The following is a 14406-nucleotide window of genomic DNA, read 5'->3' as shown; positions in this document are numbered from 1 at the left end:
CCTATCGCCGAAGCGCCGGGGCTTGGCAAGATGCAGCCCCGGCAGGATCACCCGGTGATCGGGATCGGATCGGCGAGCGCGCGGCGATGGGCGACGGCGGCGATGAGCACGACCGCGGCGCCGAACTGGTGCGTCAGCGCGAGGTCGATCGGCACCACCATCAGCAGCGTCATGACGCCGATGCCGGCCTGCGCGATGACGAGCAGCGCCAGGAAGCGCGCCCGCCGCGCCGCCCGCGAGCCGGGCGCAACGCGAAACGCCTGGAAGGCGTGGATGAAGGCGGCGACGAGCAGCAGATAGGCGACCATGCGGTGGTCGAACTGCACGGTCATCACGTCCTCGAACACGCTGCGCCAGGCAGGTTCATACGCGTAGACGCGGCTCGGGATCAGCGCGCCGTCCATGAGCGGCCAGGTGTTGTAGGTGAAGCCGGCATCGAGGCCGGCGACGAGACCGCCGAGGAAGATCTGGACGAACACGAGGACGACCAGAAAGGTCGCCATGCCCTTCAGCGGAGCGACCCTGTCGCGGGCGTCGCCGTCATCGGCACCGAGCCCGCGCCGGATCCACACCGTCGCCGCGAGGATGACGCAGGCGAGCGTCAGATGGGTCGCGAGGCGGTACTGGCTGACATCGACGCGGTTCACGAGACCGCTTGCCACCATCCACCAGCCGACCGCGCCCTGAAGCCCGCCGAGCACGAAGAGCCCGACGAGAGGCGGCACGAGCTTCCGCTCGATCCGCCCGGTCACCCAGAAGAAGACCAGCGGCAGGAAGAAGACGGCGCCGATGAGCCGGCCGAGCAGGCGATGTGCCCACTCCCACCAGAAGATCGACTTGAAGGCGTCGAGCGACATGCCCTTGTTGATCTGCTGGTATTGCGGGATCTGGCGGTACTTGTCGAACTCCTCCTGCCATTCGGCGGCATTGAGCGGCGGGACGACGCCGTGGATCGGCTTCCATTCGGTGATCGACAGGCCGGAATTCGTGAGCCGCGTGGCGCCGCCGACGACGATCATGGCGACGATCATGAGGATCACGACGCCGAGCCAGGTGCGGATCATGGCGCGGTCGCGCCGACGGTCCCGCACGGCTGCGGGCGCGATGGAACCGGGCATCGGGATGCTGTCCGTCATGTCAAACCTTCGCCGGCCCCCCGGCACGAGCGACTTAGCGCCCCCTCGCCCCGGCGACAACCGGCACCTCGTCGCATGGCCCCTCCGGCAAAGGGCTTGCCGTGTACCGGACCGGCGTCTAGCTAGTCGGCAATCGGAACCGAGGAGAGACCATGCCGGAACGGCTGCGCAAATTCATCGGCATGATCGCGCTGGTGCTGTTCGTGGTGGTCTACGCGCTCGTCGTCGTGACCATTCCGATCCAGAACATTCCGCCGGCGCTGTTCTGGCCGGCCTATGCCCTGGCCGGGCTGGCCTGGGTGCCGCCGGCCGGCCTCATCATAAGATGGATGCAGAAACCGTCGCGGCCACGGGCGTGAAGCTGCGCAGACGCTTGACGCTCCGCTCCAGCGCATAGGGAACGCCGGAGAGGAAGAGGTCGATATAGCGGATCGCCTGATAGCCGCCATTGACCGAAATGCGTGGCAGGGCATGCAGCCGGTCGCCGGCGCCGTCGAGGACACCGCGGCGCGTGGTGACCGCGGTTGCGAAGCCGAGCTCGCGCGCCAGCGCGAACTCGCGCTCGTCGGCGGTGTGCGGCGAGCCGTAGGGGAACGCGAAGTGGCGCGCCTCGACCCCCGCCATTTCCTGAAGCCGGGCCCGGCTCTCGCTCATCTCGCGGCGCGCCCGGGCCGCGTCCAGCCTCGCGAGCGCGTAATGCCCGACCGTATGGGCCCCGATTGTCGCCAACGGATCCGCGGCAAGCTGACGCACCTCGCGCCAGTCCATGATGAGTTCGTCGCCGAGCGCAGCCGCGTCGATGCCGTGCGAGGCGGCGATGCGGGCGACGATCCGGCGCTGTTCGTCCTCGCAGCAGTCGCCCAGCGCCTGGATGATCGCCTCGAGGGCCGCATGCTTCTCGCGCCGGCTGCGCGCGGGGACATCGAGGTCGCGCGAGCCGAACCGCGCGGTGATGCGCTCGTTGGCGGCAACGACTGCGCCCACCACGTCCCACCAGGGAAGCGCCGTACGGTCGACCAGCCCAGACGCGACATAGACGGTAAACGGCGCCCCGGCCGCCTTCAGGATCGGGAAGGCCTCGGTAAGATTGTTGCGGTATCCGTCGTCGAAAGTCAGGACGACGAACCGCCGTCCGGACGATCCGCCAGCGAGCCGCCGCGCCGCCTCGTCGAGATCGACGATGTCGATGTCGCGCTGCCTCAGCCTGCGGATGACGGCGGCGAGGAAGTCGGGAGTGACGTCGAGATGCGGATTGGGTCGGAATCGTCCGGCACCGGGGCGGCGGACGTGATGAAACATCAGGATCGCGCCGACACCCTCCGTCATGGGCCCGACGAGCCGGTGCGCATTGCTCCAGTAAAGGGCGTTCAGCGCCGTCTTGAGTCCGATCGTGGTCAGTTCATTCATGGTCGGTCGGGTGTCCGGCTGGCCAGGGAGCCCGGAGCATGCGTGCCGCGAGCTTCGCTTCACGATGATGTTAACATCGCGTTGACGGCTTATGCCGCCACTCGCTCAAGTTTTAGGAAAGTTTGGTAAATGGCGCGGTCCGACGCCCCGGCCGTCGCCGCATTCGTCCCGGCCGTGGCGGATCGCTTCGAGCGGCTCGTCGTCGGGGTCCATTCCGACATCGCCCCGATGGAGGCGGAATGGCGAGCTCTCGCCTCCGAAGAAGGCGTCAGCGTCTACCAGTCCTTCGACTGGGTCGCCGCCTGGCTGGAAGCCGCGGCGCCGGCGCAGGCGATCCGCCCGGCGATCGTGGCTGTGCGCGCCGAGGGGCGTCTCGTCATGATCTGGCCCCTCGGGGTCGAGCGCGTCGGACCGGTCCGCATCGCCCGCCCGCTCGGCGGCGAGCACGCCAATATCCGCATGCCGATCGTCGCGGCCGACTGGCGCTGCGAGGCCGGCGATGCCGCCGTCGACCGGCTGCTACGGCGCATCGCCGCCAGCATACGGGGCGTCGACCTCTTCGACTTCGACGCGCTGCCGCTCGATCATGAAGCGGCGCCGCTGTTCCTCGCCCGTCACTCCGCGGCCCTGCCCGCGCGCTGCAATGTCGGCACGATCCGCCTCGCCGGGGATTTCGCCGCCGTGCTCGCCGAGCATCGCGGCGCGAAGAAGACCAAGAAGCATCGCTGGCAGAAGAATGCGCTCGCGCCGGTCGGCGGCTACCAGTTGCGCCGCGCCTCCTCGCGCGAGGAGGCCGACGCGATGCTCGACGCCTTCCTCGCCGAGAAGGCCGCATGGTTCCGCCGCAACGGCCTCGACGACAGCTTCGCGGCGCCCGGCATCGTGGCGTTCTTCCGCGCCCTGATCGCGCGTCGATGGGACGAAGGCCGCGAAGGCGTCATCGACATCGACGCGATCGAATTCGCCGGCGGCATCCATGCGATCCTCGGCAGCGGCACGGCGAATGGCCGCCAGAGCGGCTACTTCCTCGCGACGACGGACGACGAGTGGCGGCGGATCAGCCCCGGCGAGCTTCTGATCCACGACGTGATCGAAGCCGCCTGCGCGCGGGGGACGACGCTGTTCGACCTCGGCCGCGGCGACGAGCGCTACAAGTCCTCCTGGCTCGACCGCACGGAAACGCATGTCCGTCTCATCCGGCCGGTGACGCTGATCGGCCATGCGGCCGCGCTCGCCATCGCGCTCCGTGATCGTGCCGAGAAGAAGATCCGCGACGACGAACGGCTGTGGTCGCTGGTCGGAAAGTTTCGCCGCAGCCGCGGCGCGGCACGGACCACGCAGCCGCCGGTCTCCGAGGACTGAGCGTCGCTCAGGCCGCCTCGGTCTCCGGATCGGGCTCGGGAGCCTCGTCGCCGGGAGGCGGCTCGGCGATCAGCAGCATCACCTCGCCCGCCGCAACGGAGGCGAACGCCGCCTCCGACGCGGCCGGACCGACCTCGCCCTCGGCCGCCTCGGCGACCAGGACGACCACGCCGGCGGACGGCGCCAGGCGGAGCGCCAGCGCTTCGTCCGCGTCGAGCAGGATGTGGTCATAGGTGGCGTCGAGCGCGTCGAGGATCGTGGCAAGGCCCTCGTCCGCGGCCGCATCGTCGGGGAGAGGGTTGCTGCCGGCCGGAATGATGTGGGCCCGCGAGGAGCGGTCGCGGAAGATCGCCTGCGCGAAGGATGCTTCGCCGGCAAAGAGATCGGAGAAGCCGGTCAGCCGCTCGCCGCCCGGCGCCATCGCGGCCCCGTCGGCGCCATCGGCGTGGAGATCGACGAGCAGCACCCTGCCCCCACGCCGCGACAGCTGCCGCGCCAGGGCGACCGCCGCCAGCGGACGGCCACCGGCCGGCGTTCCGGCCATGGTGACCACGATACGCCGCGCCTTGAGGCTGGCGATGCGGTCGACGAGCGCCCGCAGCGAATCCTGGAAATCGGCGGGCAGCATGTCGGGCCGCGCGAAGGACGGCGCCGCGGGCATCAGACGGCGCACATCGCCACCTTCGGACCAGCGCACGGGCGCGTCGACCGCGGCAGGCACGGGCGTGGCGGCGACCGGTTCCGAAGGTACGGCGGCGGCGACGACCGGCTGCGGCATGACGACAAGCTGCGGCTGGACGGGAAGCTCGACCGCGATCCGGCGGAGCGCCCGGCCGCTCATCAGCTCGCGAACGAGGACGAAGGCAATCGCCAGGAGCAGCAGCGCGACGGTAGCCGCGGCGGTGATCGGGATCTTCTTCGGGAAGGACGGCTCCAGCGGCACGGCGGCGCGCGAGATCACGCGCGCATTGGCGGGGAGATAATCGCCGTCCTGCCGCGAGGAGGCTTCGCGATAGCGGCGGAGATAGCCTTCGAGCAGGTCGCGCTCGGCCGAGGCCTCGCGCTCCAGCGCGCGCAGCTGCACCTCGGCATCGTTCGAGACGGCCGTCTGCGCCTTCGCCTTGGCGATGTCGCCGGCGATCTCGGCCTCGCGCGCCTTGGCGGTCGCGACCTCGCCTTCGAGGCTGGCGACGACCTGACGGGCCGCCTGGCGGATCTGCGCGTCGAGATCCGCGAGTTGCGCATTCAATTCGCGGATGCGCGGATGATTGGGCAGGAGGGTCGCCGACAGCTGCGCCACCTGGGCGCGGAGCGAGACCTGCTGCTCGCGCAGCCGCTGGATGAGCGAGGAATCGAGCACCTCGGGAATGTCGAAGTCGGTGCCGTTGGCGAGCGCAGTGCGGACCGATGCCGCCTTGGCATCGGCGGAGGCACGCGCAGCCTCGAGCCGGGCCATCTCGGCATTGAGATCGGACAGCTTCTGCTGCGGCAGCGACTGGTTGTTGTTCTGGCCGCCCATGAACAGGCCGTTCGACGCCCGGAAGGTCTCGACCTTCGCTTCGGCGGCCTTCACACGGCCGCGCAGCGCCTCGATCTGGGAATCGAGCCACCGCGTCGCATCGGCATCGGCCTGACGCTTCGCGTCTCGCTGCAGGGTGAGATATTCCTCGGCGACCGCGTTGGCGACCCGCGCCGAAAGCTCCGGATTCGACGAAGAGAACGCGATGGTGATGACGCGGGTCTTGTCGACGGAGTAGACCTCGAGCTTCTCGGCGAAGCGCTCGAGCACGCGCTCCTGGCGGTTCTGGTCCGAAGCCTTCACGAGGCCGATCCGGGCAAGCAGGCCGCGGAAGAAATCCGCCGTCGGCGTCGCGTAGAATTCCGGCAGCTGGTCGAGATCGAGCTTGTCGACCACCGTCACCGCGAGATCGCGGGAATCGATGAGCTGAACCTGGCTCGCGACGCCCTCGGCATCGAGAAGGGCCCGCGATTCCTCGGTATCGCCGCCACTCTGCGTGAACGAGGATTCGCCCTTCTCGATGATGAGCTTGGTCTCGGCCGTATAGCGCGGCGTCACGAAACCGAGCCCGACATAGAGCGCCACCGCGAACAGGATGAAGGCCGGAATCAAGAGCGGCAAGGCTCGACCGAGCGCGCGCATCAGCGCGCCCATGTCGAGCTCAACGTCGTCGACCTGCCCTACCCGTCCGTCGCTCATCGCAGCATGGTCCCGCCTGCACGTCGCGGCATCCTGCAGAATTAGGGTAACCGCGCGGTTAATGCCGACGCCCGCCCGCTGAGGGCGCGATAACCATGTTGCGGCGATTTTACCGGGAATTAACCACGACGGGGGACAGTCCGGTCAGTCTTTCCCTCATGCCGGACCGCTGCCGATGCGTCTCGTGGTTCTCCTGCTCGGGCTGTTCAGCGCCTTGCTGCTCGGCGGCTGCGCGAGCTCCTATCCGCCCAAGGACCCCGCCACCTATACGGCGCTGATCGCTCCCTACAAGCTCGACAGCGGCGACCGGCTGCGGATCGTGGTCTTCGGCCAGGCGGACCTTTCCAACACCTATCTGATCGACCAAGCCGGCTATATTTCCATGCCGCTCATCGGAGCCGTCGCCGCGCGCGGCCGCACCGCGCAGGAGCTGGAAGGCGAGATCGCCGGCAAGCTCAAGGGCGGGCGCTTCGTGCGCGATCCCGATGTCTCGGTCGAGGTCGACCGCTACCGGCCGTTCTTCATCATGGGTGAGGTCACCAATGCCGGCCAGTATCCCTATGTCTCGGGCATGACGGTGCAGACCGCGGTCGCGATCGCCGGCGGGTTCACCCCGCGCGCGCAGAAGAGCGATGTCGACGTCACGCGCCAGGTCAACGGCAAGGTCACGACGCTGCGCCTGATGCCGACGCAACCGGTCAACCCCGGCGATACGATCAATGTCCGCGAACGCTTCTTCTGACGATCATGCCGCAGCACGCTCCGGGGGCAGCGAGCCGGCAGCTTCGCATCGTTCACTGCTTCCGATCGCCGGTCGGAGGTCTCTTCCGTCACGTCCGCGATCTCGTCCGCGCACAGACGGCTGCCGGGCATGAGGTCGGCATCGTCTGCGACGCTTCGACGGGGGGCGCGCGCGAGGACGAACTGTTCGAGGAGGTCCTGCCTTTTCTCCGGCTCGGCCTGCAGCGCATCCCGATGCAGCGGCAGATCACGCCGACCGACATCACGACGCTGACGCGGCTCTATCGCCGCATCGGCGCTCTCGATCCCGACGTCATCCATACCCACGGCGCCAAGGGCGGCGTCTATGGACGGGCGATCGGCACCCTCTTGCGGGTCTCTGGTAAGCGCGTGGCCCGCATCTACTGTCCGCATGGCGGAAGCCTGCACTATGACGCCCGTTCGACGGCCGGGAAGATTTTTTTCGGCCTCGAACGGGTCATGGAGTGGATGACGGACGGTTTCGTCTTCGTCAGCCGCTACGAGGCCGAGGCCTTCGCCGCCAAGGTCGGAATCTCGCAAAAGCCCTTCCGCATCGCCTTCAACGGCATCGCCGACGAAGAGTTCGAGCCGTTGCCGGAGCCGCGCGCGCCACGCGCCGACTTTCTCTATATCGGCATGATGCGCGATCTGAAGGGGCCGGACCTCTTCATCGAGGCGCTGGCGCGGCTGCGCGACCGGCGCGGCGTGGCGCCGACGGCGCATCTCGTCGGCGACGGCCCCGACACCGAACGCTACAAGGCGCTCGCCATGCGCCTCGGCCTCGGAGAGCTCGCCTTCCACCCGGCGATGCCGGCGCGGCGCGCCTTTGCGATGGCGAAGCGGATCGTCGTGCCGTCGCGAGCCGAATCGATGCCCTATATCGTCCTCGAAGCCCTCGCCGCCGGGCTTCCCATGGTCGCCACCAATGTCGGCGGCATCCCGGAGATCTTCGGCGCCGCGTCCGATCGCCTCGTGCCGCCGGGCGACCCCGCCGCGCTCGCGAGCGCGATGGAACGGCTCATCGACCATCCGGACGAGGCCGCCGAAGAAGCCGCGCTGCTCCGCGGCTCGATCGCCGACCGGTTCTCGATCGCGGCCATGGCGGCGACGGTCGACGAGGTCTACACCCTCGCGCTCGGCCGCTGAACCACGATCGGCGCCGCCGGGTCGTGCCTCCCCGCCACGGCAAAGCTTTTGTTAGCTCCGGCCTGATAAGGCTCGCCTGATCCAATCCGGCCTCGCGTGTGCGTATGATGGCGGCAGGAAACGACGGGCATCTCGACAGTCCGGCCGCGGCCTCCGCGCCGGGGCTGGAGGCGCTCGCCGTCGCGGACAGCCTTTCGGCGCGACCCTTGCCCGCCGTGGCGCTGGCGGGCATCGTCCATGCCGCCGAGCTCGCCGGGCTCGTCTTCATCGGCATCGTGCTGCGCCATGTCGTGGGCCAGGAAAGCGGCCAGGGCCTCGCCGCCGCAGGATGGCTCGGATGGGCCGGCATCCTGCTCGCGCCGCTCGTCGCGACCAGCCTCGCGCATTCGGGCGGCTGCTACCGCCTTTCGGCGCTGCGCGATCCCGTGCGCCCTCTCGGAAAGCTGCTCGCGATCTGGATGGGCGTCGTCATCGTCTTCGCCGGCCTCGCCTTCCTCGGTAGCCTCGGCAGCGAAACGGCCCCGCGCTGGATGCTGGCGACAAGCATAGCCGGCTTCGTATTCCTGCTGATCGAGCGAATTCTGCTGGCCCGCCTGATGGCCCGCTTCGCGCGCGAGGGCCGGCTGGACCGCCGCGCGGTGATCGTCGGCGGCGGCGAAGAGGCAAGGGCGCTGATCGAGACGCTCGCGGCCGAGAGCCCCGATGTCAGGATCTGCGGCGTCTTCGACGATCGCAGCGAGGACCGTGCGCCGGGGGCGGCAGGCGGTCCTCCGCGGCTCGGCACGATCGCGGAACTCGTCAGCTTCGCCCGCAAGGCCCATGTCGATACCGTGATCGTCTCGCTGCCGCAGACGGCTGAACAGCGGCTGCTCGAGATCCTGCGCGCGCTCTGGGTTCTTCCGGTCGACATCCGCCTGTCGGCGATGAGCGCGCGTCTGCGCTTCCGCCCGCGGGCCTATTCCTATATCGGCTCGATCCCGTTCCTCGACCTCGCCGACCGCCCGATCGCCGGCTGGGACGCGGTCGCGAAGCGGGGCTTCGACCTGCTGGTCGGGACAGTCGCGCTGGTCCTGCTTTCGCCGGTCATGCTGGCGACGGCGCTGGCGATCCGCCTCGACAGCCCGGGCCCGGTCTTCTTCCGGCAGAAACGCTACGGCTTCAACAACGAGGTCATCTCGGTACTGAAGTTCCGCTCGATGTATCACCATCTGAGCGATCCGAACGCCAAGGTCGTGGTCACGCGCGGCGATCCCCGCGTCACCCGCGTCGGACGGTTCATCCGCCGCGCCTCGATCGACGAGCTGCCGCAGCTCTTCAACGTGCTCGCCGGAACGCTGTCGATCGTCGGCCCCCGACCCCATGCGGTCAATGCCCATACCGCCGACCAGCTCTGGGACGAGGTGGTAGACGGCTATTTCGCGCGTCATCGCGTCAAGCCCGGCATCACCGGCTGGGCGCAGATCAATGGCTGGCGCGGCGAGATCGACGTTCCGGAAAAGATCCAGCGCCGCGTCGAGTTCGACCTCGAATATATCGAGCGCTGGTCGGTGCCGTTCGATCTCTACATCGTGCTGATGACGCCGCTGCGCCTGCTGACGGGGGAGAACGCCTATTGAGCGCGCCGGCCCTCCCCGCCCCGATCGGGCTGCCGACCTGGATGATCGCCAACGCGACGATCGCCGTGCTCGTGTTCCTGTCCGGCTTCGTGATGGTGGAACCCGCCCCCTCCGACCTGCTGCTCTGCCTGGTCGTTGCCGTCTGGGCATTCGTCGGACTGCGCTTCTCGCGCTCCATGGCGCCGATGATCGTGCTGATGGCGCTCTACTGCGCCGGTGGCTTCCTCTCCTTCACCCAGCTGCAGGAGTTCCAGAAGCCGATCACCTATATGGCGACGACAGTCTTTCTCGCCATCTCGTCGATCTTCTACTGCGCAGTCATCCAGTCGGACACCGAGAGGCGCCTCGCGATCATCGAGAAGAGCTATGTCGCCGCTGCGGTCATCTGCTCGCTCGTCGGTATTCTCGGCTATTTCGGCGCCATTCCTCACGCCGATCTCTTCACGCTCTATGACCGGGCGAAGGGCGCCTTCAAGGATCCCAACGTCTTTGGCCCCTTCATCGTGCTGCCGCTCGTGGTCCTGGCCCGCTCCATCCTGACGCGGCCGCTGCGGAAGTCCGGCCTCGCCGTCGTCGCGTCGCTGATTCTCTTTCTCGGCCTGTTCCTTTCCTTCTCCCGCGCCGCATGGGGCCTCGCCGTCCTCGCGCTGCTGGTCATGACGCTGCTCGCCTTCGCTACCGAGCCGCGCGCCTCGCGAAGGCTTCGCATGATCCTGATGCTCGTCGCGGGCGTCATGGCCGTCGCCTTCCTGCTGGCCGTCGCCGTGTCGATCCCGGCGGTGCAGGAACTCGTCGTGCAGCGCGTCAAGCTGGTGCAGGACTACGACGCCTCGCGACTCGGCCGCTTCGAGCGCCACATCATCGGGTTCTTCATGATCCAGGAGCACCCGCTCGGACTGGGGCCGTTCCAGTTCGGCCTCACGCTCGGCGAGGACGAGCACAATATGTGGCTGAAGGGATTCACGGTCTACGGCTGGCTGGGCGGCTTCGCCTATATCGCCCTGGTCGTCTGGACGCTGGTGATCGCCACGCCGCTCGTCTTCCTCAAGCGGCCATGGACGCCTTTCGTCCAGTGCGTCTACGCGGTGTTCGTAGGCCATCTGATGGTCCACAACGTGATCGACAACGATCACTGGCGCCATCTTTTCCTGCTCTACGGCCTGCTCTGGGGCGCCTATGCCGTGGAACGCGCCGGCTTCAGGGCCCCGCTTCCCGTGGTCCCGGTCGCGGCGCCGCCTGAACCGGCTCATCGCCGCCCGATCCGCATTTTCGGACCCATCGCGCTGCCGCGATCGGAGTGAGACTACCGTCACGGTCTCTTTCGATCGGAAATAAACCGTTCAGCGCGGGAACCATCCTGGGGCGTGGCCGTTGCGCCAACAGGCTTTCGTTCCAAGGAGGCGCTTATGCTGAACGACTTCGACTCCGCTCCCATCCTGCGCGCTGCGACGACGCTGGGGGACATGCCCGGCGATAGACCGATGTCCGCAGCGGACGAGCCGATGACCATTCAGGCGCTGCGCGAGGAGCGCGGCCTCGGCGTCGTGGAACTCGCGGGCATCGCCGGAATCCTGCCCGATCACCTGCGGGCGATCGAGGCCGGCGTTGACCCCACCCTGCCGGAGCGCCAGGCGCTGGCCGCGGCCCTCAACGTTCCCGTCGAGCGGATCGCCTGACGGGCAGACTTCCCTCCCCCTCAGACTTCGAGGGCCCGGCGCGAGCCGGGCCCTTTTTTCATGCCGCGCAACTGCGAGGACCGCGTTCCCGGCATGAACGCACAAAAAGAAACGGCCCGGCGATGAGCCGGGCCGTTCTTGTATCGCGCGTCGAGCGGTGGATCAGAACTTGTAGTTCAGACCGACCTTGACGACGTTCGTGGTGTTCTTGACGTCAACGCCGAAGCCGACGTCGTCGTAGTTGTACACGGCCTTGCCGAGGTCGTAGTAGTCATACTCGGCGAAACCGGTGATGTTCTTCGTGAAGGCCTTCTCGAGGCCGGCGCCGAGCGTCCAGCCCGAAGCCCACTTGTTGGTCGACCAGTCGCTCGTGACAGCGCCGTTATAGGCGGTCAGCTGACCCTGGGTGTTGCCGTAGGCCACACCGCCCTTGACGTAGGGCAGCCAGGTGTCGATCGCATAGCCGACGCGAACGGTCGTCGAACCCAGCCAGTCCATGTTGATGTTGGCGCCGTAACCATCGATGATCGAGGTGCCGCTGGTCAGGTTGGTGTAGGCGAAGTCGGTCTGAACGCCGAGGACGATCTGGTTGATCTGGTAGTTATACCCGATCTGAACGCCGCCGATGGCAGCCTGGGCGTTGCCGAAGGCATCGTTCCAGACGTCGGTGCCGAAGTCGCCCCAGGCGCCGCCGAGATGCACACCGGCGTAGAAACCGGTCCAGTCGAACGCAGCCGGTGCAACCACGGGGGCGATCGGAGCAGGCTCCATCGTCAGGTCAGCAGCGGAAGCCGCGGCAGTCAGGGCCAGGACGCCCGCGCCAGCAAGAAGAATACGCTTCATCGGAAATCTCCAATCTTTACTCATCGGGCCTACTCAACCCCCGCGCGATTGCGGCCTCGTCAGGAACATACGCGCATCCTGTTTTGCTACAAGCGGCTTTCGCGATGGTTAGCGCTTCGGTCGAAAAGTGTTGCCAAAACGCTTCACAGTCACTGGGCAAGTATAGCTAACAAAAAGCTAAGACCGGACTGGGGGTATCTTCATCCGACCCAACCCGGCTTCTGACGTCCAAAACGGGCAAAAATGAGATGGGTTCCAGACAGCGACGCGGCAAGGGCGGCCGACGCCGCCGCTGCGCCTCCGATGCGCTCAAAACGCTCCCTCAAAGCAGCTCTATCGCACTGCAATGCGCGTCCGAAACGGCAGAACTCTGCGAATTCGAACAAGTTCTGTGCTGTTCGCGCAACAGCCATTCGATTAGTGAGCAGAGGACAGCGCTTTCTGCACGGTTCGGCGGCCTTCTCGGTTGCGACGCGGCAAGCCAATTCGCGCCGCCCATCACGACCATCCGGCGCCGCCGGCGAGTCGCACAGCCTCGTCCGGGGCCGGGATGGCCATGCAACGGCACCGCCTCCGGGGAATGGTTAACCGGGACGTCCGTCCTCACGCCGCCGTGAACGAATATTTCACCAAGCGCCGTCGCCCGCTCGCGAATGCTTATACGGCTCGATCGGGATCTGTCGCGGACGACATGATCGCGCCCGGCAAAGCGAATTGGGAGTTCGAAGGGATAGTCTGAGATTGAAGGAATGGTCGGAGTGGCCGGATTTGAACCGACGACCACTTGTCCCCCAGACAAGTGCGCTACCAGGCTGCGCTACACTCCGCCATCAGGCATGCCGGCCGCACAGGGCGTTGAGCGGAAAGGGGGGATCCGCACCGGACGCGCCGCTGTTAGCATGGTTCGAAGCGGTTTGTCACCGGCTATCGATCACTGTCCACGACCGCGCGCTCGATGGAGCCCGCGCCCCCTTCCAGGACCGGAAAGCGGCTCAACGCGCCTGATCGAGGATGCGCTTGCATTCCAGGAGTTCGACCAGCGCCGCCTGCAGCCGCTCGATGTCGCTGCCGGAAAGAAGCGGCTCGGCCGACGCAGCCGGCGCCGGTGCCGGTCGGGCCGCCATCGGGGCGTCGTCGTCCTCGAGCGGCGGCGCGAATCCGCGCAGCGCCCCTTCGAAAGGCGGCTGGCGGGGCGGCTCGCTCCGGCGGGGCTCGACCGGCCTTGCGGGATGAGTCGCCTGGGGCGGCAGATAGACATCCGCCTCTTCCGGCTCTTCGGGCGGCGCGGCCGGGATGCGCGACATCGGCAGCGGTCCGAAATCGACATTGCGCGACTCGGTGGCTCGCGGCGGCTCGGGCTCCATCTGCGGGGCGCGATAGGACGGCGGCGGCTCGCTGCGCCCGCCGAAGACCGGCTCGCGGCGACGATCAAGGAAGCCGCCGACCTGGGGAGCGGGTCCGCGCGGCGCGTGATGCTCGTCCACGAGGATTCCTTCGGGGACGTCGCCTTCGAAGTCAGGTTCGAATCGATGGCCGGGTGGGGCGGGATCAAGCGCACCGCCGAGGCCCGCCGCTACGACATGCCGGGCGCCCTGTTCCTTCAGGATGCGCTGGACGCCCTTGATCGTATAGCCCTCGCCATAGAGCAGCTTCCGGATCCCCCGCAGCAGTTCGACGTCGTCAGGACGATAATAGCGGCGGCCGCCGCCGCGCTTCATGGGCCGAATCTGCGAGAAGCGCGTTTCCCAGAAGCGCAGCACATGCTGCGGCAGGTCGAGCTCCTCGGCCACCTCGCTGATCGTCCGGAATGCATCGGGACCCTTGGACAAGGCCGAACCCTCGGACATTCAGTTGCAGGGACGGCGCCAGGCGCCGCGACTCACTCCTCCTCCGAATGGGAGGCATCCCCATTCGGCAGCAAGGTACCGTTGATCCGCGCCTTCAGCACATTGCTCGGCTTGAAGACCATGACGCGACGCGGCGAAATGGGCACTTCCTCGCCCGTCTTCGGATTGCGGCCGACGCGCTCGCTCTTGGAGCGGACCACGAAGGAGCCGAACGACGACAGCTTGACCGGTTCGCCGCGGACGATGCACGCGCTGATTTCGTCGAGCACGAGTTCCACCAGTTCCGCGGATTCGGTTCGCGAGAGACCGACCTTCTGGTAGACGGCCTCGCAAAGATCGGCACGCGTCACCGTCTTGCCTGCCATGGTCCGCTTCTTCCTCTCTCCGGGCGCC

Annotated in this window: 13 protein-coding genes and 1 tRNA gene; 7 read left to right on the top strand and 7 right to left on the bottom strand. The window is 67.6% G+C overall.

Annotated elements, in window-relative coordinates; translation table 11 throughout:
- Positions 1–47 precede the first annotated feature (47 nt).
- Positions 48–1136: a COX15/CtaA family protein gene (locus tag QO015_RS00450; protein WP_266282199.1), complete on the bottom strand. Its 1089-nt coding sequence runs from the start codon at positions 1134–1136 to the stop codon at positions 48–50.
- Positions 1137–1288: 152 nt separating this feature from the next.
- Between QO015_RS00450 and QO015_RS00445 the strand changes: the two genes are divergently transcribed.
- Positions 1289–1495 carry a DUF2842 domain-containing protein gene (locus QO015_RS00445; RefSeq protein ID WP_266282200.1) on the top strand — a complete coding sequence of 69 codons (207 nt, stop codon included), beginning with the start codon at positions 1289–1291 and terminating at the stop codon, positions 1493–1495.
- Here the strand turns inward: QO015_RS00445 and QO015_RS00440 are convergent.
- Positions 1455–2543 carry a polysaccharide deacetylase family protein gene (locus QO015_RS00440; protein WP_266282201.1) on the bottom strand — a complete coding sequence of 363 codons (1089 nt, stop codon included), beginning with the start codon at positions 2541–2543 and terminating at the stop codon, positions 1455–1457. The genes QO015_RS00445 and QO015_RS00440 overlap by 41 nt on opposite strands.
- Positions 2544–2672: 129 nt before the next feature.
- Here QO015_RS00440 and QO015_RS00435 point away from each other — a divergent pair, with 129 nt between their 5' ends.
- A complete protein-coding gene (locus QO015_RS00435) occupies positions 2673–3905 on the top strand; it encodes a GNAT family N-acetyltransferase (RefSeq protein ID WP_266282202.1) in 1233 nt (410 codons plus the stop codon).
- A gap of 7 nt (positions 3906–3912) precedes the next feature.
- Here QO015_RS00435 and QO015_RS00430 read toward each other — a convergent pair whose 3' ends face one another.
- On the bottom strand, positions 3913–6123 hold the full coding sequence (locus QO015_RS00430) for a GumC family protein (protein WP_266282203.1): 2211 nt from the start codon (positions 6121–6123) through the stop codon (positions 3913–3915).
- Between the two features lie 175 nt (positions 6124–6298).
- Between QO015_RS00430 and QO015_RS00425 the strand changes: the two genes are divergently transcribed.
- The 5 genes from QO015_RS00425 to QO015_RS00405 all read left to right on the top strand — a co-directional run bounded on the left by QO015_RS00425 (position 6299) and on the right by QO015_RS00405 (position 11323).
- The gene (locus QO015_RS00425; protein WP_266282204.1) at positions 6299–6865 is read left to right on the top strand and encodes a polysaccharide biosynthesis/export family protein; all 567 of its coding nucleotides are present in this window, start codon (positions 6299–6301) and stop codon (positions 6863–6865) included.
- A 5-nt stretch (positions 6866–6870) separates the two neighbouring features.
- On the top strand, positions 6871–8031 hold the full coding sequence (locus tag QO015_RS00420) for a glycosyltransferase family 4 protein (RefSeq protein ID WP_266282205.1): 1161 nt from the start codon (positions 6871–6873) through the stop codon (positions 8029–8031).
- Between the two features lie 104 nt (positions 8032–8135).
- Entirely contained in the window at positions 8136–9647 is a 1512-nt protein-coding gene (locus QO015_RS00415) for an undecaprenyl-phosphate glucose phosphotransferase (RefSeq protein WP_266282206.1), read from the top strand.
- The gene (locus tag QO015_RS00410; RefSeq protein ID WP_266282208.1) at positions 9644–10948 is read left to right on the top strand and encodes an O-antigen ligase family protein; all 1305 of its coding nucleotides are present in this window, start codon (positions 9644–9646) and stop codon (positions 10946–10948) included. Before QO015_RS00415 ends, QO015_RS00410 begins: the two co-directional genes overlap by 4 nt.
- A 105-nt stretch (positions 10949–11053) precedes the next feature.
- Positions 11054–11323: a helix-turn-helix transcriptional regulator gene (locus QO015_RS00405; RefSeq protein WP_266282209.1), complete on the top strand. Its 270-nt coding sequence runs from the start codon at positions 11054–11056 to the stop codon at positions 11321–11323.
- 162 nt (positions 11324–11485) lie between these two features.
- Here the strand turns inward: QO015_RS00405 and QO015_RS00400 are convergent, their stop codons facing one another.
- From QO015_RS00400 to QO015_RS00385, 4 genes are all read right to left on the bottom strand, one after another.
- Complete coding sequence (locus QO015_RS00400) at positions 11486–12166, bottom strand: outer membrane protein (protein WP_266282210.1); 681 nt, start codon at positions 12164–12166, stop codon at positions 11486–11488.
- A gap of 750 nt (positions 12167–12916) precedes the next feature.
- Positions 12917–12993 (bottom strand) — tRNA-Pro (locus QO015_RS00395).
- A gap of 165 nt (positions 12994–13158) precedes the next feature.
- Complete coding sequence (locus QO015_RS21780; protein ID WP_370877379.1) at positions 13159–13995, bottom strand: MerR family transcriptional regulator; 837 nt, start codon at positions 13993–13995, stop codon at positions 13159–13161.
- 50 nt (positions 13996–14045) lie between these two features.
- Positions 14046–14378 carry an integration host factor subunit alpha gene (locus QO015_RS00385; RefSeq protein ID WP_266282211.1) on the bottom strand — a complete coding sequence of 111 codons (333 nt, stop codon included), beginning with the start codon at positions 14376–14378 and terminating at the stop codon, positions 14046–14048.
- Positions 14379–14406: the final 28 nt, after the last annotated feature.

Origin of the sequence: Kaistia geumhonensis (genome assembly GCF_030815145.1) — a bacterium.
Taxonomy (GTDB): Bacteria; Pseudomonadota; Alphaproteobacteria; order Rhizobiales; family Kaistiaceae; genus Kaistia; species Kaistia geumhonensis.
This window is presented reverse-complemented; position numbering and strand designations above follow the sequence as displayed.

Coding starts and splice junctions, on each gene's coding strand:
- QO015_RS00450 (WP_266282199.1), bottom strand. CDS start 1,136: ATGACGGACAGCATCCCGATGCCCGGTTCCATCGCGCCCGCAGCCGTG.
- QO015_RS00445 (WP_266282200.1), top strand. CDS start 1,289: ATGCCGGAACGGCTGCGCAAATTCATCGGCATGATCGCGCTGGTGCTG.
- QO015_RS00440 (WP_266282201.1), bottom strand. CDS start 2,543: ATGAATGAACTGACCACGATCGGACTCAAGACGGCGCTGAACGCCCTT.
- QO015_RS00435 (WP_266282202.1), top strand. CDS start 2,673: ATGGCGCGGTCCGACGCCCCGGCCGTCGCCGCATTCGTCCCGGCCGTG.
- QO015_RS00430 (WP_266282203.1), bottom strand. CDS start 6,123: ATGAGCGACGGACGGGTAGGGCAGGTCGACGACGTTGAGCTCGACATG.
- QO015_RS00425 (WP_266282204.1), top strand. CDS start 6,299: ATGCGTCTCGTGGTTCTCCTGCTCGGGCTGTTCAGCGCCTTGCTGCTC.
- QO015_RS00420 (WP_266282205.1), top strand. CDS start 6,871: ATGCCGCAGCACGCTCCGGGGGCAGCGAGCCGGCAGCTTCGCATCGTT.
- QO015_RS00415 (WP_266282206.1), top strand. CDS start 8,136: ATGATGGCGGCAGGAAACGACGGGCATCTCGACAGTCCGGCCGCGGCC.
- QO015_RS00405 (WP_266282209.1), top strand. CDS start 11,054: ATGCTGAACGACTTCGACTCCGCTCCCATCCTGCGCGCTGCGACGACG.
- QO015_RS00400 (WP_266282210.1), bottom strand. CDS start 12,166: ATGAAGCGTATTCTTCTTGCTGGCGCGGGCGTCCTGGCCCTGACTGCC.
- QO015_RS00385 (WP_266282211.1), bottom strand. CDS start 14,378: ATGGCAGGCAAGACGGTGACGCGTGCCGATCTTTGCGAGGCCGTCTAC.